This window comes from Marinobacter sp. (genome assembly GCF_039977835.1).
Classification (GTDB): domain Bacteria; phylum Pseudomonadota; class Gammaproteobacteria; order Pseudomonadales; family Oleiphilaceae; genus Marinobacter.
In genome coordinates, this window is record NZ_JBDWCL010000060.1 from 143910 (window position 1) to 163354 (window position 19445).

At 55.2% G+C, this 19445-nt stretch carries 18 protein-coding genes and 1 tRNA gene; 11 read left to right on the forward strand and 8 right to left on the reverse strand.

All coding sequences use genetic code 11. The features are described 5' to 3' along the window. The first annotated feature begins 51 nt into the window (after positions 1–51). The gene (gene rep / locus ABJM11_RS17380) at positions 52–2070 is read left to right on the forward strand and encodes a DNA helicase Rep (protein WP_348296716.1); all 2019 of its coding nucleotides are present in this window, start codon (positions 52–54) and stop codon (positions 2068–2070) included. A gap of 134 nt (positions 2071–2204) precedes the next feature. Here the strand turns inward: rep and ABJM11_RS17385 are convergent, their stop codons facing one another. After that, positions 2205–2618, reverse strand: a complete 414-nt coding sequence (locus ABJM11_RS17385; protein WP_348296717.1) for a c-type cytochrome — start codon at positions 2616–2618, stop codon at positions 2205–2207. 194 nt (positions 2619–2812) lie between these two features. On the opposite strand from ABJM11_RS17385, the gene ABJM11_RS17390 reads away from it, so the two are divergent. Together ABJM11_RS17390 and ABJM11_RS17395 are read left to right on the forward strand one after the other, a co-directional pair. Further along, positions 2813–3151, forward strand: a complete 339-nt coding sequence (locus tag ABJM11_RS17390) for a hypothetical protein (protein ID WP_348296718.1) — start codon at positions 2813–2815, stop codon at positions 3149–3151. 10 nt (positions 3152–3161) lie between these two features. Continuing rightward, positions 3162–4322: a phospholipase A gene (locus ABJM11_RS17395; RefSeq protein ID WP_348296719.1), complete on the forward strand. Its 1161-nt coding sequence runs from the start codon at positions 3162–3164 to the stop codon at positions 4320–4322. Between the two features lie 60 nt (positions 4323–4382). Here ABJM11_RS17395 and ABJM11_RS17400 read toward each other — a convergent pair whose 3' ends face one another. The 5 genes from ABJM11_RS17400 to ABJM11_RS17420 all read right to left on the reverse strand — a co-directional run bounded on the left by ABJM11_RS17400 (position 4383) and on the right by ABJM11_RS17420 (position 7727). Further along, positions 4383–5741: a phosphomannomutase gene (locus ABJM11_RS17400; protein WP_348296733.1), complete on the reverse strand. Its 1359-nt coding sequence runs from the start codon at positions 5739–5741 to the stop codon at positions 4383–4385. 12 nt (positions 5742–5753) lie between these two features. Further along, complete coding sequence (gene bfr / locus ABJM11_RS17405; protein ID WP_348296720.1) at positions 5754–6230, reverse strand: bacterioferritin; 477 nt, start codon at positions 6228–6230, stop codon at positions 5754–5756. A gap of 97 nt (positions 6231–6327) precedes the next feature. After that, positions 6328–6534, reverse strand: coding sequence for a bacterioferritin-associated ferredoxin (locus tag ABJM11_RS17410; RefSeq protein WP_348296721.1), 207 nt, complete (start codon positions 6532–6534; stop codon positions 6328–6330). A 109-nt stretch (positions 6535–6643) separates the two neighbouring features. Further along, positions 6644–7375 (reverse strand): LrgB family protein, encoded by a 732-nt coding sequence (locus ABJM11_RS17415; protein WP_348296722.1) that lies wholly within the window; start codon positions 7373–7375, stop codon positions 6644–6646. Beyond that, positions 7368–7727 (reverse strand): CidA/LrgA family protein, encoded by a 360-nt coding sequence (locus ABJM11_RS17420; RefSeq protein ID WP_348296723.1) that lies wholly within the window; start codon positions 7725–7727, stop codon positions 7368–7370. Before ABJM11_RS17420 ends, ABJM11_RS17415 begins: the two co-directional genes overlap by 8 nt. Before the next feature lie 68 nt (positions 7728–7795). Here ABJM11_RS17420 and ABJM11_RS17425 point away from each other — a divergent pair, with 68 nt between their 5' ends. The 8 genes from ABJM11_RS17425 to ABJM11_RS17460 all read left to right on the forward strand — a co-directional run bounded on the left by ABJM11_RS17425 (position 7796) and on the right by ABJM11_RS17460 (position 17785). Further along, a complete protein-coding gene (locus tag ABJM11_RS17425) occupies positions 7796–8338 on the forward strand; it encodes a YaeQ family protein (RefSeq protein ID WP_348296724.1) in 543 nt (180 codons plus the stop codon). A 172-nt stretch (positions 8339–8510) separates the two neighbouring features. Then, the gene (locus tag ABJM11_RS17430; protein ID WP_348296725.1) at positions 8511–9707 is read left to right on the forward strand and encodes a thiamine pyrophosphate-dependent dehydrogenase E1 component subunit alpha; all 1197 of its coding nucleotides are present in this window, start codon (positions 8511–8513) and stop codon (positions 9705–9707) included. A 1-nt stretch (position 9708) separates the two neighbouring features. Next, complete coding sequence (locus ABJM11_RS17435) at positions 9709–10686, forward strand: transketolase C-terminal domain-containing protein (protein WP_348296726.1); 978 nt, start codon at positions 9709–9711, stop codon at positions 10684–10686. Positions 10687–10712: 26 nt separating this feature from the next. Then, positions 10713–12305 (forward strand): dihydrolipoyllysine-residue acetyltransferase, encoded by a 1593-nt coding sequence (locus ABJM11_RS17440; RefSeq protein ID WP_348296727.1) that lies wholly within the window; start codon positions 10713–10715, stop codon positions 12303–12305. A 9-nt stretch (positions 12306–12314) separates the two neighbouring features. Next, positions 12315–14159 (forward strand): protein kinase domain-containing protein, encoded by a 1845-nt coding sequence (locus ABJM11_RS17445; protein ID WP_348296728.1) that lies wholly within the window; start codon positions 12315–12317, stop codon positions 14157–14159. A gap of 207 nt (positions 14160–14366) precedes the next feature. Beyond that, a tRNA-Arg gene (locus ABJM11_RS17450) sits at positions 14367–14443 on the forward strand. Between the two features lie 319 nt (positions 14444–14762). Next, entirely contained in the window at positions 14763–15749 is a 987-nt protein-coding gene (locus ABJM11_RS17455; RefSeq protein ID WP_348296729.1) for a hypothetical protein, read from the forward strand. Beyond that, on the forward strand, positions 15746–17785 hold the full coding sequence (locus tag ABJM11_RS17460) for an ATP-dependent helicase (RefSeq protein WP_348296730.1): 2040 nt from the start codon (positions 15746–15748) through the stop codon (positions 17783–17785). The genes ABJM11_RS17455 and ABJM11_RS17460 overlap by 4 nt, the downstream gene beginning before the upstream one ends. A gap of 125 nt (positions 17786–17910) precedes the next feature. On the opposite strand, the gene ABJM11_RS17465 is transcribed toward ABJM11_RS17460, so the two are convergent. Then, a complete protein-coding gene (locus ABJM11_RS17465) occupies positions 17911–18744 on the reverse strand; it encodes an ATP F0F1 synthase synthase (RefSeq protein WP_348296731.1) in 834 nt (277 codons plus the stop codon). A 2-nt stretch (positions 18745–18746) separates the two neighbouring features. Then, positions 18747–19235: a hypothetical protein gene (locus ABJM11_RS17470; RefSeq protein WP_348296732.1), complete on the reverse strand. Its 489-nt coding sequence runs from the start codon at positions 19233–19235 to the stop codon at positions 18747–18749. Positions 19236–19445 lie beyond the last annotated feature (210 nt).

Consider the following 19445-nt stretch of genomic DNA (forward strand, 5'->3'; position numbering starts at 1 on the left):
AATAACCGCTTGCCGACTTCACCCATAAAATCCCGATTTGGCGCCCATATTGTGAACATGCTCAACCCCCGACAGAGTGAAGCCGTTCGGTATGCGGATGGCCCCATGCTGGTGTTGGCCGGTGCCGGCAGTGGCAAAACCAGTGTGATCACCCGCAAGGTGGCTTACCTGATCGAACACCTGGGCATTCCGGGGCGACACATTGCCGCGGTCACCTTTACCAACAAGGCGGCCAGGGAGATGAAAGAGCGTGTCGGGCGGCTGGTGGATCGCAAGCTTACCAGGGGGTTGATCGTGTCGACCTTTCACAACCTGGGGCTGAACATGATCCGTGAGGAACACGAGCACCTGGGCTATCACCCCGGGTTCTCCATCTTCGACGCGGAAGACGCCAAGGCATTGCTGCAGGACCTGATGATGCGGGAAGCCAGTGCAGATGCTGGCGACGAGCTGTCGGACGTGCAGATGACCATCTCGTCCTGGAAGAATGCCATGCGCAGCCCTCAGGATGCCTGGAGCCGGGCGGCAGATGAGCGTGAGCAACGCATTGCCATTATCTACCGGTATTACAACGAATACCTGAAAGCCTACAATGCGGTTGATTTCGACGATCTGATTCTGTTGCCGGTGCAACTGTTCCGCGACAACCCGGAGGTTCTGCAGAAGTGGCGCCGGAAAATCCGCTACATGCTGGTGGATGAATATCAGGACACCAATATATGCCAGTACGAACTGGTCAAGCTGTTGGTCGCAGAGCGCGCCGCCTTCACCGTGGTAGGCGATGACGACCAGTCGATATACGCCTGGCGCGGTGCCCGGCCGGAGAACCTGGCACAGCTGAAGGAAGATTTTCCCAGCCTGAAGATCGTCAAGCTGGAGCAGAACTACCGCTCAACCGCACGCATCCTGCGTTGCGCCAACACCGTTATCGCCAATAATCCCCACGTGTTCGAGAAAGCCCTTTGGAGTGACCACACCATTGGCGAGGAATTGCGCATCGTGCGCTGCCGCAATGAGGATGCGGAAGCCGACCGGGTAGCTACGGAGATTCTCGACCAGAAACTGAAAAAAGGCCAGGCCTTCCGGGATTTCGCTGTGCTGTACCGGGGCAACCACCAGGCGCGACTTCTGGAAATGAAGCTGCAGGCCTACCAGATTCCCTACCGCATCTCGGGTGGCCAGTCTTTTTTCTCCAAGAACGAGATCAAGGACGCCATGTCCTACCTGCGCCTGCTGGTGAACCCGGACGATAACGCCGCGTTCCTGCGGGTGGTGAACGTTCCACGCCGGGAGATCGGTCCTCGCACCCTGGAGCAACTCAGCCACTATGCCCGCTCCCGCGATGTCAGCCTGTTCCGCGCCCTGGGCGATATGGGGGCTGAAACCCATGTGACGGAAAAGGGGCTGGACCGCCTGCGCCGGTTTGCCCACTGGGTGGACAATACTTGTGCGCGGCTGCTCAGCGAAGACCCGATCCCGGTTATCAAGCAGCTGTTTACCGACATTGAGTACGAAGAATGGCTGCACCTGCATTCCGGCTCGCCGAAACAGGCAGAACGGCGAATGGAGAACATCTGGTACCTGGTCGAGTCCATCCAGCGCATGCTGGATGACGGCAAGGGTACGGCCGATGAGATGGGCATCGAGGATGCCATCAGCCGACTGATCCTCCGGGACATGATGGAGCAGCAGGAAGAGCAAGATGACAGCGACAAGGTCCAGTTGCTGACGCTACACGCCTCCAAAGGCCTGGAGTTCCCCCATGTTTTTATTATGGGGCTGGAAGAGGAGATCCTGCCTCATCGCTCCAGCATCGAGGAAGGCAATATAGAGGAAGAACGGCGGCTTATGTATGTGGGCATCACCCGGGCCCGGGAAACCCTCACCCTTACCTACGCTGCACAGCGCAAGCAATACGGCGAGAAGCTGGAAACCATCCCCAGCCGGTTTCTGGATGAACTGCCGGAAGACGACTTGCGCTGGGAAGGCACCGGTGATCTCGACGTGGAAGCCAACCAGAAGAAAGGCAAGGCCACGTTGAGCGCACTTCTGGGTGACCTTGGTGTATGAGCACACGTTAATTCCCAGTCACTGCATCTTCGCCTTCAAAACCAAAACATTCGGGACCGCCCACAAATTACCCATATAACTGAAAAAGCCCCGCAATGCGGGGCTTCCTGGTTCAGAGGTGACGCAGAGCCGGGTTATTCGCTCTGTTCAACCATATACTCGACCGCCACCTGAATTTCCTCGTCAGAGCAGCTGGAGCAACCGCCCTTGGCAGGCATGGCGTTGAAGCCATTTATGGCGTGATCCACCAGCGTCTCCAGCCCCTTGTCGATACGACCACCCCAGGCGCCCGAGTCGCCCACTACCGGTGCACCGGCTGCGCCGGAGGCGTGACAGGCTGCACAAGCGGCGTCATAGACTTCATTACCGGCGCGAGGTTCAGAGCTGGCCGACGCAGCAGGCGCTGACTCCTGGCCGCAGTCTTCTCCCTGTACACAAACGTCACCCACCGGGGCAATACGGGAGCGGATTTCATCTTCAACGTTGGCCATTACGGCACCTGTTGTCAGGCCGAAGCCAAGCAGTACGACAGCCAGGACTCTCTTCATCTTCACAATGCACCTCACAATTGGGCGTTATAATAATCAGTGGTCGCATTATAGCGATTGCGGCGGGGCAAAAAAACCAAAGTGCAAAATGAACGCCGTGTTTCAATCGGATTCGTTGCCATTTCGTAAGTCATAAGACCCTGCCCGAGTAATCCGGGTACCATACACAAAACCGAGTCTGAAGGTCGGAATTTATGCCTGATGCGAACCAATCGCAACCTCACCCCTGGCGCAAACCGCTGCTGATTACTGAGTTTTCAGCGCTGGCCGTACTGCTGGTGTCCATGGGGTGGTTTTCCAGCCGCACTGGAAGCGGTGCAGAGCTCAGCCCTGTCTGGCTTCTGATCCCTGCAGCTGCCAGCCTGGTGGTGTTTATCTGTTTTATTGGTCTGATGTACTTACGCTGGGTGGTTGCCGCGACTGCAGAGCGACGAACCCGCCACAAAATTGTTTTTTCACTGCTGGTGATGACCCTGCTTGGGGTCTGGGCTTACGGTATCGCCAACACATGGATCAGTCTCTCTCATGCATAAGGACGGGCTAATGTCTTTCGTTTCCAGTTTCCGGGCGGTGCCTGCTGCCAGCGTTCTTTTTTACCTCTGCACTGCCTCTGTGGCGACTGCTGCGGAAAACCAACCGCCAGCCGGCGAGAATTTCAATGACGTGACCCCTGAACAATGCGCCTTGATCAGGGACGGTGTTCAGCGGCTGGCATGCTATGACGCCATCAATGACCCTACTGAAGCCCGGGAGCAGGCCCCGGAGGGTGAACTCGACGCCGTCGCTGATTCAGTGGAGGCGCTGGAGTATGAAGAACTGGCTGACGCAGAAGACAGCGATGAGACCGTCAAGGAGCTCGAAGCCGGGGGCGAAGGTGCTGAATCCGGAGTAATGTCTGCGCTGATGAATCGCTACGCCGCGGCGGAAAAAGCTATTTTTTCGTTTTCAGGCAGTTTTGTGGGCCACAGGCCCATGTACATTCTGCCCTTCAGCTACATGAAGGACGCCAACCGGGAGCCTTCCAGCCCGAGAACGGGCACCACCGGTTATGATTACGGCATTGACAACCAGGAAGCCAAATACCAGATCAGCTTCAAGGTACCGCTACTTACCGGGTGGCTGGATGATCGCACAACGATGTGGTTCGGTTACACCCAGAAGTCATTCTGGCAGGTTTACAATACGGACGATTCCGCGCCCTTCCGGGAAACCAATTTCGAGCCGGAAATTTTCCTGCGGCAGGCGCTGAACTACGACATCGGCCCGGGGACCCTCAACGGCATCACCTTGGGCCTGAACCATGTATCAAATGGTCAGTCCGAGCCCCGCTCCCGAAGCTGGAACCGGATTATGGCCTCGGCGGCGTACAGTTATGACCGTTGGCTGTTCATGGTTCAGCCCTGGTATCGTTTACCGGAAAATAGCAGCGAAGACGATAACGAGGATATTGAACGTTATCTGGGGCACGCCAATTATCTGGCCATCTACAAGTGGTCGGAGGATCGGACACTTTCACTGACGCTGCAAAACAACCTGCGCTCTGACGATAACAAGACGTCGGTTGAGCTGGGTTACAGTTTTCCGCTGGGAGAGACGATCAAGGGGTATGTTCAGTACTTCAACGGGTACGGTGAGAGTCTGATTGATTACAATGAGCGGATTCAGCGGATTGGTATCGGGATTATGCTGAATGACTGGCTTTGAACTATTGATGCAAGACCGGTCGGGACGGATACCCGCCCCGACCGGTCGCAGAATACCGGGTTAGCCTTCCTCGTTTAGCCTTTGCATTTCTGCCAGCAACTCTGCCGTTTTTTCCTTCATCAATGGAATATCCCCCCTCGACTCCACATTCAGGCGAACCACCGGTTCGGTATTGGACATCCGTAGGTTGAAACGCCAGTCGTCGAATTCGATGCTTGCACCGTCAACGTGTGAGACGCTTTTGGCACCCACGCTGTATTTCGCCTCAATGGCGGCGATAACCCTTGAGGGGTCGTCGATGGTGCGGTTGATTTCGCCGCTGGCCGGGTAGGCCTCAATGCGGGCGTCGATGAGGGACGATAGTGTCTGGCCGGACTGGCAAAGGCGTTCAGCCACCAGCAGCCAGGGGATCATGCCGCTGTCGCAGTAGGCGAAGTCGCGGAAGTAGTGGTGGGCGCTCATTTCGCCGCCGTAGACCGCGTCTTCGTCGCGCATGCGCTGTTTGATGAAGGCGTGGCCGGTTTTGCTTTCGATGGCTTCGCCGCCGGCGGCCTTCACCAGGTCGATGGTGTTCCAGGTCAGCCTTGGGTCGTGGATGACTTTGCCGGGGCCGGTTTTGCGGAGGAACTGGTCCGCCAGCAGGCCGACGATGTAATAGCCCTCGATGAAACGGCCGTTTTCGTCGAAGAAGAAGCAGCGGTCGTAGTCACCGTCCCACGCAATGCCCATGGCAGCGCCATACTCGATCACGGCGTCGGATGTAACGGCGCGGTTTTCCTCCAGAATGGGGTTGGGGACACCGTGGGGGAAGTGGCCGTCAGCCTCGTGGTGTACTTTGACGAAATCAAAAGGCAGGTGCTGCTCCAGCTCGTCAATAATCAGCCCCGCCCCACCGTTACCTGCGTTGACCACGATGGTCCTTGGCTTGAGCGATCCTGCATCCACGTAGCCAAGCAGATGGTCGATGTAGGCGGTTGTGACTTCCCATGGTTCATAGCGGCCCTGCTCCGGTGCGTCACTGAACGGTTCCAGCACCCGGTCACGGATGTCGTTCAGGCCGTTATCGGAGCTGATGGGCCGTGAGTCAGGGCCCACCATTTTCATGCCGTTATGGTCTCGCGGGTTGTGGCTTGCCGTGACCATGATGCCGCCATCCATTTTGTAATGGCTGGTGGCGAAGTAGACCATTTCGGTGCCGCACAGGCCGATATCGAACACATCGGCACCAGCCGCCATAAGGCCGGAACTCAGGGCATCAGCAATTTCGGGACTGGAAAGGCGGATGTCGTAGCCGACGATAACGCGCTTCGCCCCCGTCACTTCAACATAGGCGCGACCAATGCGCTCGGCCAACTGCGGATTGAGCTGGTCCGGCACGCGGCCGCGAAGGTCATAGGCTTTAAAACAGGACAGATCCATTGTCACCTTGGTTTACTCCGCTGACGAAGACTGAAGTTGAATGTAGTTCTGAAGGCCCATCTTGCCAATCATGTCCAGTTGGGTTTCGAGCCAGTCGATATGTTCTTCCTCACTGTCGAGAATACTGCGGAACAATTCCCGGCTGGTGAAATCCTGAACCTGCTCGCAATAGATAACCGCTTCCTTCAGGTCCTTGTGGGCAATCATTTCAAGCTTGAGGTCACAGGAAATCATCTCTTCGACGTTCTCACCGATCAGCAGCTTGTTAAGGTCCTGCAGGTTCGGCAGTCCTTCCAGAAACAGGATGCGCTCGATCAGTTGATCCGCATGCTTCATTTCATCGATGGACTCTTCGTATTCCTTGTCCGCCAGTTTGGTGATGCCCCAATCCTTGTACATGCGAGAGTGGAGAAAATACTGGTTGATAGCGGTAAGCTCGTTGGCGAGTACTTTATTCAGAAACTGGATGACTTTCTTGTCGCCTTTCATGACGGATCTCCTTGCGTGAGTGTGCAATCCTACAAGGATAGCCCTTCACCCGAGGAGAAAAAATCACAAATGGGAAATGATTGCAGCAACTGCGGGATCAGGCAGGTTGAGCCAGCATGTTTGCCATGGCCATATAATCCGGAGTGCGGCTCTCACGGAGAATTTCCCGGGCGGTACAGGCACAGCGACCACATTGGGTTCCAACACCCAGCTCCCGGCCAAGCTGGCGCATGGAACTGACGCCGTTGTCGGCAGCTTCGCGGATTTCTCTGTCTGTCACACCATGGCAAAGGCATACGTACATGCGGGTTACTCACAGGGCCGATGAAAGGTACTGATAATTATTGTCATTTGCATGCGGGTTTGCAAGCCTTGGCGAACGTTTTTTATGCAAAAAATTGTATCAACATCGCTCAAAGGCCTGTGAGCCGAAATGCCAGCGGCAGGATGAGGGCGGTAAATATGCCCGTCAGCCCCATCCCCAGTGAAGCAAAGGCGCCTGCGGTAGGGCCTATTTCGAATGCCCTGGCGGTACCGAGCGCATGGCCATTCAATCCCAACGCAAAACCGAGAATGCGCTGGTCAGTAATGGAGAGCCAGCGAGCGATCAGGTCCACAAACAGCGTAGCCAGCATGCCGGTAATCAGCAGCCCGCCCATCATCAGCGACACAGACCCGCCGAGCTGCTCAGTGATGCCAATGGCAATGGGTGCCGTCACCGACTTCGGCGCCAGCGACGCCAGCACTTCCTCCGAAGCCCCCAGCGAGGCGGCGATCACCACGGCATACACCGCGGCCATTGTGGCCGCCACTGGCAGAGTGAACAGGATGGGGCGCCACAACGCCCGGATGTGATGCATCTGCTGGTACAGTGGCACGCCCAGTGCGACCGTGGCCGGCCCCAGCAGGACCGTTAACCATTGCGAGCCCTCGCGATATTCTGCGTAATCCATCGTCAGAATCGCAATCATCCCACTAACCAGCATGGCCGAGATCAGGATGGGCGGCAGCCACACCGGTTGCTTCAATAGTCTGAAAGCGCGGTTACCGGCAAAAAAAGCCCCGAACGTCAGCACAATCGCCAACGCCGGGCTGGTAGACAACAGGCTCAGCAATTCCTGGAAACGGGCGGACAATTCACTCATGGCTACCATCCTCTGGCCCGCTGAAACGCTGCATCAGCCATAGGGTAGTGAGTACGCTCAACAGGGTGCCGACAGTCAGCGCCACACCGATCGCCAACCATTGCCCCGCAAACTCGTCGGCAACAAAAAATACGCCCACGACGCCGGGCATAATCAGCAACACCAGCACCGAAATCAGTGCCTGGCTTGCTCCGGCAAGACTCTCACTTATGGATCCCCTGGCCATCAGCAACAAGGTGAGCAGTATCATTCCGATAACGCCGCCACTCACTGGCAATGCCAGCAGCACCCTGAACACTTCCCCGGCGATAAAGAACACCGTCAACACCAGAAAACCGTACAACATCGACATGGCAGTTGTTTCTCTACGGAGTATTTGATTTACACTAGCATTCCGGCCAAACCAATGCAGGAAGCCCAATGGCGCTCAAGGCAACCATCTTCAAGGCGACACTGAACATCGCCGACATGGACAGGCACTACTACGCTGACCACCACCTCACCATCGCCCGCCATCCGTCAGAGAACGACGAGCGCATGATGATACGCCTGCTGGCCTTCATACTGAACGCCGGTGACAGCCTTGAATTCACCAAGGGGATCAGCACGGATGACGAACCGGACCTGTGGCAGAAAAACCTGAGCGACGAAATCGAGCTCTGGATCGAGCTCGGGCTGCCTGACGAAAGCCGCCTGCGCAAAGCCTGCAACCGCGCACAACAGGTCCTCCTCTACACTTACGGCGGCCGTGCCGTGCCCCTGTGGTGGGAAAAACATCACGGCAAGCTGACCCGCTTCAACAACCTCACCATCATCAACCTGCCACCGGAAGCCACCGAGCCGCTTGCCGGCCTTGCCGAACGCGGCATGAACCTCCAGTGCACCATCCAGGACGGAACCGTAAACATCGGCAACCAAGACACCCTGGTCAGCCTCACACCCGAGCCTATCTACCCCGGATAAAAAATCCACCTCACGGGTCTACCAGAACAATACAGTTTACGTTAAGGTAAACTTTAGCCGATATTGACCGGAGCCGCACCAGGTTCTGTCAGGTTGGCTATACTCAAAAAAAACATCGGCACCCTCACAAGGGGTGTTTTGTTCCTCAGGCCACTACCCCAGGAAGAGGATTATGACAACAACAAAAGCCAACGTTGTTTATAAACCGGTTTTCACTGACGGTGCGGAGTTCCGCATTCCCACCTTCAGGTTACTGAAGCAGGACGGCTCACTGTACAAGAGTGCCAAAGCCCCTGACATCAACAAAGAAAAAGCCCTGCGCATTTACCGCGCGATGGTCACCACCCGGATTCTCGATGAGCGCATGCTTGCCGCCCAGCGTCAGGGACGCCTGAGCTTCTACATGCAATGCACTGGCGAAGAAGCGGCTGTGATCGGCAGTACCGCTGCCCTGGACGACGGCGACATGATCATGGCGCAGTACCGGGAACAGGGCTCACTTGTCTATCGCGGTTTCAGCATCGATGAGTTCATGAACCAGCTGTTCGGCAACGAACTTGACTATGGCAAGGGCCGCCAGATGCCGGTTCACTATGGTTCTAGCAAGCTGAACTACATGACCATCTCATCACCACTGGCCACACAGATACCCCAGGCCACCGGTTACGCCTATGGGCAGAAGCTAAAGGGCGAAGGCCACTGCACCATTACCTATTTCGGTGAAGGCGCCGCCTCGGAGGGCGATTTTCACGCCGCCCTGAATATGGCTGCCGTCCACCGCGTGCCGGTGATTTTTCTGTGCCGCAACAATGGTTACGCCATTTCCACTCCGGCGGCCGAACAGTTCGCCGCCGATGGCGTTGCACCCCGGGCCTATGGTTACAAGATGGACGTAATCCGCGTGGATGGTAACGATATCCTGGCCATGCACGAGGCCACCAAGGCGGCCCGCAGCCTGGCGGTAGAGCACAATCGCCCAGTGCTCATTGAAGCCATGAGCTACCGCCTGGCCGCCCACTCTTCGTCTGACGACCCGTCCGGCTACCGCAGCAAGGACGAGGAAGCCGTATGGCGAGAGAAAGATCCTATCCTGCGCATGCGTCTCTGGCTCGAGAGCAAGAAGTGGTGGACCGAGGACGACGAGAAACAGCTGCAGGAAAACATGCGCCGCGAGGTTCTCGAAACCATGAAGCGGGCGCAGAAACGCCCGCCACCAGCACTTGACACCCTGGTCAGTGACGTCTACGACGAGGTGCCGCCTGGCCTCGCCCAACAGCTGGACAGGCTCAAGGCGCACATCCGCCGTCATCCGGATGCCTATCCGAAGAGTGCAGAACACGCTCATGAACAAGCAAAAAGGGAGGCCTGAAATGACGCAGATGAATATGCTCCAGGCCATCAACAATGCCCTCGACACAGCCATGGGCGCCGACGAGCGGGTGCTGTGTTTCGGTGAGGACGTAGGCATCTTCGGCGGGGTTTTCCGAGCCACCAGCCACCTGCAGGAGAAGTACGGCAAGGCCCGCTGCTTCAACACGCCGCTGGTCGAACAGGGCATCATCGGCTTTGCTAACGGCCTGGCAGCCCAGGGCTCCGTCCCCGTAGCCGAGATCCAGTTTGCTGACTACATATTCCCGGCCTTCGACCAGATCGTGAACGAGTCAGCCAAGTTCCGCTACCGGTCCGGCAATCTGTTCAATGTGGGCGGGCTGACCATTCGCGCACCCTACGGCGGCGGCATTGCCGGCGGGCTCTATCATTCGCAATCGCCGGAAGCCTATTTTGCCCACACCCCGGGCCTCAAGATCGTGGTCCCCCGAAACCCCCATCAGGCCAAAGGCCTGCTGCTGGCAGCCATCCATGACCAGAATCCGACCCTGTTCTTCGAACCCAAACGGCTCTACCGCGCCTCCGTCGGTGACGTACCGGATGAAGACTACCGGCTGCCTCTTGGTGAGGCGGAGGTGCTCAAGGAAGGCACGGACGTGACCGTGCTGGGCTGGGGCGCTCAGATGGAGGTGATTGAACACGCCGTCGAAATGGCGGAAAAAGAAGGCATTTCCTGTGAAGTCATCGACCTGAGAACCATCCTGCCGTGGGATGTGGAAACCGTCGCCAACTCGGTATTCAAGACCGGGCGCCTGGTGGTTACCCACGAAGCCCCGCTGACCGGCGGCTTCGCCGGTGAGATTGCGGCAACGATACAGGAGCGCTGCTTCCTGTACCTGGAATCCCCGATCGCTCGGGTGACCGGGATGGACACACCTTTCCCGCTGGTGCTGGAAAAAGAGCATCTGCCCAATTCCCTGAAGGTTCATGAGGCCATCAGGTCGAGTGTGGAATTCTAGGTTGATATCAGGACAGGAGAGCAATCATGAGTGATTTTATACTGCCCGATATCGGCGAAGGTATCGTGGAGTGCGAACTGGTCAAGTGGCTGGTCAGTGAAGGGGACATCATCGAAGAGGACCAGCCGGTTGCCGAGGTGATGACCGACAAGGCCCTGGTGGAAATACCCGCGCCTTATAAGGGCCGTGTGACCCGGCTCTACCATAAGGAAGGCGACATCGCGAAGGTTCACGCTCCGCTGTTCGAACTGGTGGAAGAAGACGGTGCCAGTGAACAGGGCGCAGCGCCGACAGAAGCCGGAGCTGCCGCCGACGAAGCAGCGCCCGTGCATGGAACCTCTGGCACCACCACAACCAATGACGATGACACCGAAGACTTTATCCTCCCCGATATCGGCGAAGGCATCGTCGAGTGTGAGGTAGTGGAATGGCGGGTCGCCGAGGGCGACGAGATAGAAGAAGACCAGCCCGTGGTTGACGTCATGACGGACAAGGCCATGGTGGAGATTACTGCGCCCAAGGCTGGCCGCGTCACCAGGCTTTACCATAAGCAGCAGGAGATGGCCCGGGTACACTCTCCGCTGTTTGCCTTTATTCCCCGCGACCGTGACGAGCCCGGCGAAGCGAAATCTACGTCAAAACCGGCGCCGGAATCCTCCCCGGCTGCTGCAAAACCGGTTTCAGCAGGAAACCGGCAGCGAATTCCCGCCAGCCCCGCCGTGCGCCGCCTGGTGCGTGAGCACGATCTGAACCTGGCGGATATCGCCGGTTCCGGCAAGGATGGCCGGGTACTGAAAGCCGATGTGCTCGCGCACCTGGACAAGCCAACCGCGCCAGCGCAAAGCCGGGAAGACACGGCTGAATCGCAGCCAGCAAGTCAGAGCCGCGAACGCCGGATGCCGGAGCGAGAGCAGGAAGTCCGGATAGAACCCATCAAGGGCATGAAAGCGGCAATGGCCCGCAGCATGGTCAAGTCGGCAACGACGATCCCCCACTTCATCTACAGCGAAGACATCGACGTTACGGACCTGCTGAAACTGCGGGAGCAGCTCAAACCGGAAGCCGAAGCCAGGGGCTCACGGCTGACACTGATGCCATTCGTCATGAAAGCCATGGCCCTGGCAGTTCAGGAATTCCCGGTGCTCAACAGCCGTGTTAACAACGACGTTTCCGAGATTCACTACCTGCCCAACTGCAATATCGGTATGGCCGTGGATGGCAAGGCGGGGCTGATGGTTCCCAACGTCAAGGGCGTTGAGAACCTCACACTGCTGGGCATTGCCGATGAAGTGGCACGCCTGACCGAGGCGGCCCGTTCCGGCCGGGTAAGCCAGGAAGATCTCAAGGGCGGCACCATCACCATCTCCAACATTGGCGCGCTGGGCGGCACCTATGCCTCGCCCATCATCAATGCTCCGGAAGTGGCGATTGTGGCTCTCGGGCGCACCCAGAAACTGCCGCGCTTCGATGCCAACGGCCAGGTGGTGGAACGGGCCATCATGACGGTGAGCTGGGCGGGGGACCACCGCATCATCGATGGCGGCACCATTGCGCGTTTCTGCAATCGCTGGAAAGGTTACATGGAATCGCCGCAATCGATGCTGCTGCATCTGGGTTGACGGGGCATCATGGCGCAGAAAACGCAACTGCAGCAGTTCTACATCCCCGAAGAGCAGTCGATCTATCTGCTCAGTCATGATGATGCCAAGAAACTCAAGGACTGGGTGGCGCTCTGTGCCGCCCAGCTCCGCCAGTTGGGTTACCTGGACATCGAACTGATCGGCAAGGGCGCCTACGGATTTGTGTTCGCAGGCCGCCTGCCAAGTCCCGACAACAGCGGCCCCGAGCACGTCTTCAAGTTCACCCGCATCAACCTGCCACAACACCTGCAGGACCGCCTGGAGGATGAAGCCTACATTCTCGAGCAGGTCCGCCACCCCAGGGTCCCCCGGCTGATTGCCTATCAGCGGGCCCACAACCAGCCCATCCTGGTCATGGAACGGGCCGCCGGCCTTAACCTGGAAGAAGTCTCCCTGCGAGAGGGCCGACTCAAACCACGGGTGGTGATGCGCATCGCCGATCAGCTTGCCGACATCCTGCGCAACCTGCGCCGTGAGAACGGCCCTGCCGGGCGCCCTATCGTGCACGGCGATATCAAGCCATCCAACCTGGTGTTCGACGCCAGCACCGAGAACATCGCCCTGATAGACTGGGGCTCGTCGGTGTTCGCTCAGCTCGACGCCAACCAGCAGTTCCTCACCACCAATGTCATGGAACTGATGTCCGACAACCTGCAACAGACCAACGCACGGCTTGGGGACGTATACTTCATCGGGGAAGAACAATTGAATGGCGGCCTGTCGTCGCCCCGCTTTGATGAACAGGGCGCTGCCGGCACCCTTTACGCGCTGGCATCGGGCCAGTCGTGCCGTTTCGGGCACCAGGCAATACCGGCCACCTCCCTGGGGCTGCCGATGGAGTTCGCCCGCATGCTGGATGGCATGCTGGCCCCGGACCCGGACACTCGGCGCCAGGCCGGCGACTACTATTTGAGAGAAATGTCGAGAATGGCGCGCACGGTGATGATTGATCTGCCAGAGCCCCCCGTAAACCCGCAGGTTCCGGTCTGGACACGAACCTCCGGTCACGAAATCGACACCGTTGTATACAGTTCACGAAAGTCCTTCCTGCGACAGGAAGGTGCTCCGGAAACCCTCAACGACGTTAACGACGTGCAACTGGACCGCTACTATAAAAACTTCATGCAAGGGATGGGGGAGACGGAAAAGGCGTTTCTCGCTGCCGTTAGCCGGCTGGGACGGTACCCTGTCGAAGGTGGTCTTGCCGTGCGTTGGGAAACCGATGGCGTCTACATCGACACCTCCCTGAACCTGCATGACCCCAGCCTGAAGACCGCCTTCATCAGGGCCGTCAACAACATGGTCTATCTGGCTCAGGCCATCTACCGCCAGGGCATCTTCAAGAGCTGCCTGTTCAACGCCCGCAACACCCTGCATATCGACCGTGATGAAGCGGACCAGCCCTTCGTGCCGGAACCCGGCATGCAGTTGAAATACGAGGTAAGCGCGGCGCCGGAGGTGGAAGACGAGTCCCGGGTGCATTCCTACTTCGAGGACGGCCCGGACCCGGAAGAATTCCTGGTGCTGCCGCAAACCATTATCACTGCGCTGGAATCGCTGAACGATATCCACCATACCGGCATGATCATCTTCGAAGCCCTGCCCCGACACCTCAAGATCCACAGCCACTACCGGCTGCTGGACCCGGACCGGGAGAGAGAATTCTCCGGGCTTCTCGACGAGATCCTGTCAGCGGTAGGCCAGATCACCGGACTGGGCGTTTCCGGGTTCATGAAAATGCCCTACAAGGACACCCGTTTTTTCCCGCACATCGAGCGACTGCCGGAGCGTTACTACCCCCGGAACCCCAGAGCCGAAGCTGATTCCGTCTGACCCCTCATACATCCGAAACCAGCACCAAGAGGACTGGACAGAACACCCCATCACACGTAAGATTGCGCACTCGAAATTAATGCCAAGGCATTGATTCCGACAACCGCCCGTAGCTCAGCTGGATAGAGCGCTGCCCTCCGGAGGCAAGGGTCAGAGAAAAAATCCGGAACCGAAGGCAACGGTCAAACATGCCAACTTTGTTGAAGACCGCCCGTAGCTCAGCTGGATAGAGCGCCGCCCTCCGGAGGCGGAGGTCAGAGGTTCGAATCCTCTCGGGCGGGCCATTTTAATGGCAAATCAGCACGTTACAGCCCCCGATCTTCCTGAACACTCCCGATTCCCAAATCCGAAATCACCTAGGTTTCAAATCAGGTAATGACCTTTGCCCGGTTTTAGAAATTGTCCTGTTTGGTACACGAAATAGAGCCTGTGTCCAAATTGTGTCCACTGTGTGTCCAAGGGTATTACGGCGCTTCCCGGAAACTAAAAACTTTGACCTTTGCACTGAAAGGGCTATTCCCAGACCAACCCTATATCTTTTATGGCCATTAACCGACCTCAAGGTCTGGTCTTGGGTGATATTTTCTGGGAGGCTACCGTCTAATGACAACACAAGACAGCCCAGTACAGTACGCATACGCCCTGGATAATCAGGGCTCGCTCACGCACATCAGTGATGCAGAGCGATCGAACACCTACACCTGTCCAGGATGCAAGAGTCCCCTAATCCCGGTATTGGGCGAGACCAATGCTAAGCATTTCCGCCATTCAGAAGAATGCTGTGCGCTAGAGAGCTACCTTCACAGGTGCGCCAAACAAGCCTTCTTTTACTGTTACGAACAGGCGCTGAACAAGGCCACACCTATTAAGCTGGAGCTCAAGAGAACCGTTTACTGCAATAGCGTTCGTTTGAAGTTGCTCCGAAACACGAAGTCTCAATGTCAAAAAAGCCTACCTGCACGCTACAATTTGACGGAATTCTTCGACCAGGTAGAACTGGAAAAGCGAGACAGCAATACAGGGCTGAAGCCGGACGTTATGCTTAGCGATCCGTCTGGTAAAAAGAGCTGTTATGTGGAGATCTGTGTTACTCACCCATGCACTCAAGAAAAGATTGAAACCGGCATTCCAATCTTGGAATTTAAGATTGAGACCGTGAACGATATCCAGATGCTGCTCAGTGGTTCCTACTCCGTCAGTGACAAACGTCTTAGTGCGTATAATTGGCGTCCACCGTCTCAAACGGTGAACATCTGCAGCGCTCCTTGCAAATTTGATGATATCGAGATGTCTGTCTGGAGCTTGAGCGATTCTGGCCGGCTGAACGAGCAACAGCTGCCATTCACTGAAGTAGACCCAGCCGTCCATTCAAATATAAACACATGGCCCAAGGCGGTAAGCTTTACCACGCTGTCAGAAAACCTACGCTCGTTTCTGCTTCATAAAGATCCAGATTCACAGTTTCCCAATTGCCTTCGATGTAGGCACTCCAGCCAATGGGCCAGCGGCTATATGCTCTGCAATAGTAAAGCTAAGCAAGTACCGTATACAGACGCTCGCCAGTGCGCCAATTACGAGCCCGACGCATGAAGAAGCGTCTGACGTGGGAACAGAAAAGCATTGTCAGCCATGGAAACGGTCATGCCCTAGTAAAGGCCGTGCCTGGCAGCGGTAAGACGACCACGCTGGTTAAACGTGTGGAGCGACTGGTCAAGTCTGGAGTCGATCCACGCCGCATCCTGATACTGATGTACAACAAATCCGCACAGCAAAGCTTCACTTCCAAGTTGAAAGCGACTCTTGGGGCACAAGCAATCCCAGAAGCCCGCACTTTTCATAGTCTCGCTTTGAAAATCGTCCGATATGGCGAAAACGAGCAGATCATAAAAGAGAAAACGCTCCTCACTCCTGACGACTACCGCTACGATCAGCTGGTGAAACAGGCCTTCCGGGAGGGATTTTCGCATGACGCAAGTTACATTGCCCCCAATGACCTTGAAGACTTTGAGCTGTTTATTTCTCGATGCCGTGCGGGAGCCGTGACACCTACGGATGCGGCTACAGATCCAACCTTCAGCACTGTCAAACCAGAGTACGTCAGAGCATATAGCAGGTACTGCGAACTACTTGAGGAGAATGGTCTGCGCACCTTTGATGACTGTCTGATTGAGGCGGCTTCACTACTACGCGGTAACCCAAGCTTGGGAAGACAATTCAAGCACATCATTGTTGACGAGTATCAAGACGTCAACCTGATTCAGCACAACATGGTTCGTTTGCTGACCAAGCCAGATACGTCGGTTATGGCTGTCGGCGACATTAACCAGTGTATCTATGAGTGGCGAGGTGCCCGGCCTGATTTTATCGGTGGCCTGTTTGAAAAGCACTTCAAGAACACGAAGATCCTTCATCTTTCCTGTACCTTCCGTTTTGGCCATGAGCTTTCGTTGATCGCCAACTCAGTAATTCGCCGTAACTCCGCAAAATTGAAAAACCTTTGTGTCAGCCACCCTGACACTCCGAAAACTTCAGTCACAATACATTTCGATGACTGCTTATCCAAAGTACTGTCACGCCTTCCGGTAGAAAACGCCACTCAAGCTATCTTGTCGCGCACCAAGGCAAACCTCGCCGAGGCAGAGATTGCGTTACGCCTGTGCGGGTTGCCATATCGCTATCTGAATGGCTCCTCGTCGTTACACACCCGGGCCGAGGTCGGACTGCTAGTTGTTGGAATGTCGCTGTGTGTTTATGGCGACCTACAAAGGATTGAGGACCACCCTAGCAAGCAAGCACTGGTTTACGGGTTTCTGAGAAACGCTGGTTTCAAATGGAATCAGGGCCAACTCAAATCAGCACTTGACCGTTTGTCAGCGCAAGAGGCTGATCTGTGGTCTGTTCTGGGGGTTACCCTTGAGACTCACGGTCATCAGAAAAGGCGGTTTGAAGAATTCATTGCGATGCGTAAATCAGATAGCGAAGATACCCCAGCCATAGAGGTCTTTAGGCGCCTGAAGCAATTGGGGCTCACTGAAGGAATCGGCTCCGGGGGAGTGTCACGCGCAGATGCAAACGATCAGCAACGCGGCATCGTAAAAATAGAGGAGCTATTGGAGTCAGCCAGGGTTGATGCCCAAACATTTCTAAGTCTTATTCTGCGACCCGAACAGGCGTCAAAGAACTGTGAGCCCTTTGTGCTGTCTACGCTTCATGGCGCAAAAGGTCTCGAATGGGACAATGTAGTGGTTATTGGTCTACACGAAAAGGAGTTCCCTGGCGGCAAACCCGATAGCGTTTTCAAATCGCTACCATCAGTAATTGAACCCCTTACTGAAGAGGAGCTTGAGGAAGAACGCCGACTATTCTATGTCGGAATCACCCGTACCAGGCGGCAACTTAACCTTGTAGTTCCAGTTGATGAGAGACTGACCAAATGGCTCAACAATGGCTGGGACTCCTCACCTAAGACCTCTCCCACCGCTACACGTTTTGTTTATGAAGCCGGTCCCACTGCCTGTGCGCGAACCAGTGACGCGATCTATAACCACACGGCTGAAAAGATGAAGTCCGATTTCAGCAAATTTCACCAATGGTATCTGAGGGACCTCCAGCGCCTAATAGGCTAACAAAGCGACAAAGATGCCGTTGAGAACCACCGGTTCAGTCTTACGCGGGATAACGTTCGGTCACGCTCTGAAGCGCTGCAATTGGCCTTTGCACGGAAACAAAATCTCCTAACCTATATTTTTTGCTAATCTAAAGGCTGAACAGAGTTGGCAAGTCGTTTCTCCTTACCAAACGGTGTAGTGTAAAACCGCTGTTCTATGCCATAGAGCAGAAACTTCAACTCATCATCAGTGGAGATTTCGAATTTTTTGCTCTGTTTGTCGAACTTCAACTTTTCCCGGCAATAGTCATTAACATATCCAAGCATACTTTTCTTATCCCCATCAGACATTGCCTCCAATGTCGCCATAGCAAGTGCTATACGTTTCCTATTTGGCTTGGAAACATTCTCAACACCATAACCGTCGGCCAATTCGACAAACGACTCATCCAGAAAACCTCCAACCTCCTCATTTGTCGCTTCTTTGTAAAGCTCATCAATCCCTTTAAAAATACTGGATATGGTCGCCAGATTACGAAATATAAGTGTGTCTAAATCCTTGAGGTAGATCGCGTCAGGGACTGGATTCACGATCAGCCTATTCTCACTCTCTTCCAGATGCGCTGTTTCGCCGAACACAAGCGTTTTTCGTTTTATAAATAGTCTTGGCGTTATTTTCTGAAAATAAAAATCATTGCCTTGAACGGAAACAATAAAGGCTATCTCTGTAAACTGGTCCTTGGTTAAATCATCGAAGTCTTTTGAGTCAAACTGTTTTTTCAAAAGATCAATACAAAAATGTTGCTCACTGAAACTTTCGATTTTAAACCAAGAGTCTTCATCTAAATTATGGTCAGGCTCGTAAGCGACACAAGAGTTGGCATCAATCGCCACAACATCAAAGAGCGCCTCATCGGAAATAAGCTTGAAATACTTCTTATTACGTTTCCGCTTAACCCTAGCAAGCACCTGATCCATAATTACCTCCGCTCTATAAAAGTATAGTTATTAATTCGATATGCTACGGGAATCTGAATCTCGTCTGGACGTTTGTACTTTTGAGAACTGATCAAAAATACCGCCGCTCCGTTCTTTGTAGTAATATTATAAAACTCATAACCGAACAACAGGAAAAGCGGATTAAAATACAAAGCCTGAGAAAGGAATGTAAAAATGAACAACACACTGTATACAAACCCAAGCGTTTCCCAGTTTCCTATGCTTAACGCAACAAAAAAGTAGCCCAAATAGCTTGGAAGAAAGCTATTGTTTGCATGTTCAATACTTCCCACCTCGCCAGCTTTGAAGTCATCTTTCCCGAGCTTGGAACTCAGCAGTATGCTGGCCCCCGTGGAGAAAACCGGAATGAGGAAATAAAGCAGATAAGATACCGCGTTCGGGAGCATTCCCGTCCAATTGAGCCATGCCACGCCACTGAAAATCAGGCCCAATGTATAGCCCTTCTGCACAAGGAAGATAATCACCAGGAGTGAAGTAGCATTGAGTGTTAGCAGGAGCCGGAACGCAGTGTTTATTATCACCTGAATCAGTGACTTTGCAGGCGAATATACCCCGCAAATCGCCATCGGCGCTAACGGGAGCCATCAATTGTCGAAAAATAGGTTGCGAGTGCCTGAAACGCGCAGCCTGAAGTCGACCAGAGACCAGGATTTGGCTGC

Coding starts and splice junctions, on each gene's coding strand:
- ABJM11_RS17390 (WP_348296718.1), top strand. CDS start 2,813: ATGCCTGATGCGAACCAATCGCAACCTCACCCCTGGCGCAAACCGCTG.
- ABJM11_RS17415 (WP_348296722.1), bottom strand. CDS start 7,375: ATGAGTGAATTGTCCGCCCGTTTCCAGGAATTGCTGAGCCTGTTGTCT.
- ABJM11_RS17435 (WP_348296726.1), top strand. CDS start 9,709: ATGACGCAGATGAATATGCTCCAGGCCATCAACAATGCCCTCGACACA.
- ABJM11_RS17410 (WP_348296721.1), bottom strand. CDS start 6,534: ATGTACGTATGCCTTTGCCATGGTGTGACAGACAGAGAAATCCGCGAA.
- ABJM11_RS17385 (WP_348296717.1), bottom strand. CDS start 2,618: ATGAAGAGAGTCCTGGCTGTCGTACTGCTTGGCTTCGGCCTGACAACA.
- ABJM11_RS17465 (WP_348296731.1), bottom strand. CDS start 18,744: ATGGATCAGGTGCTTGCTAGGGTTAAGCGGAAACGTAATAAGAAGTAT.
- ABJM11_RS17445 (WP_348296728.1), top strand. CDS start 12,315: ATGGCGCAGAAAACGCAACTGCAGCAGTTCTACATCCCCGAAGAGCAG.
- ABJM11_RS17430 (WP_348296725.1), top strand. CDS start 8,511: ATGACAACAACAAAAGCCAACGTTGTTTATAAACCGGTTTTCACTGAC.
- ABJM11_RS17460 (WP_348296730.1), top strand. CDS start 15,746: ATGAAGAAGCGTCTGACGTGGGAACAGAAAAGCATTGTCAGCCATGGA.
- ABJM11_RS17425 (WP_348296724.1), top strand. CDS start 7,796: ATGGCGCTCAAGGCAACCATCTTCAAGGCGACACTGAACATCGCCGAC.
- ABJM11_RS17455 (WP_348296729.1), top strand. CDS start 14,763: ATGACAACACAAGACAGCCCAGTACAGTACGCATACGCCCTGGATAAT.
- ABJM11_RS17400 (WP_348296733.1), bottom strand. CDS start 5,741: ATGGATCTGTCCTGTTTTAAAGCCTATGACCTTCGCGGCCGCGTGCCG.
- ABJM11_RS17420 (WP_348296723.1), bottom strand. CDS start 7,727: ATGTCGATGTTGTACGGTTTTCTGGTGTTGACGGTGTTCTTTATCGCC.
- ABJM11_RS17395 (WP_348296719.1), top strand. CDS start 3,162: ATGTCTTTCGTTTCCAGTTTCCGGGCGGTGCCTGCTGCCAGCGTTCTT.
- ABJM11_RS17440 (WP_348296727.1), top strand. CDS start 10,713: ATGAGTGATTTTATACTGCCCGATATCGGCGAAGGTATCGTGGAGTGC.
- bfr (WP_348296720.1), bottom strand. CDS start 6,230: ATGAAAGGCGACAAGAAAGTCATCCAGTTTCTGAATAAAGTACTCGCC.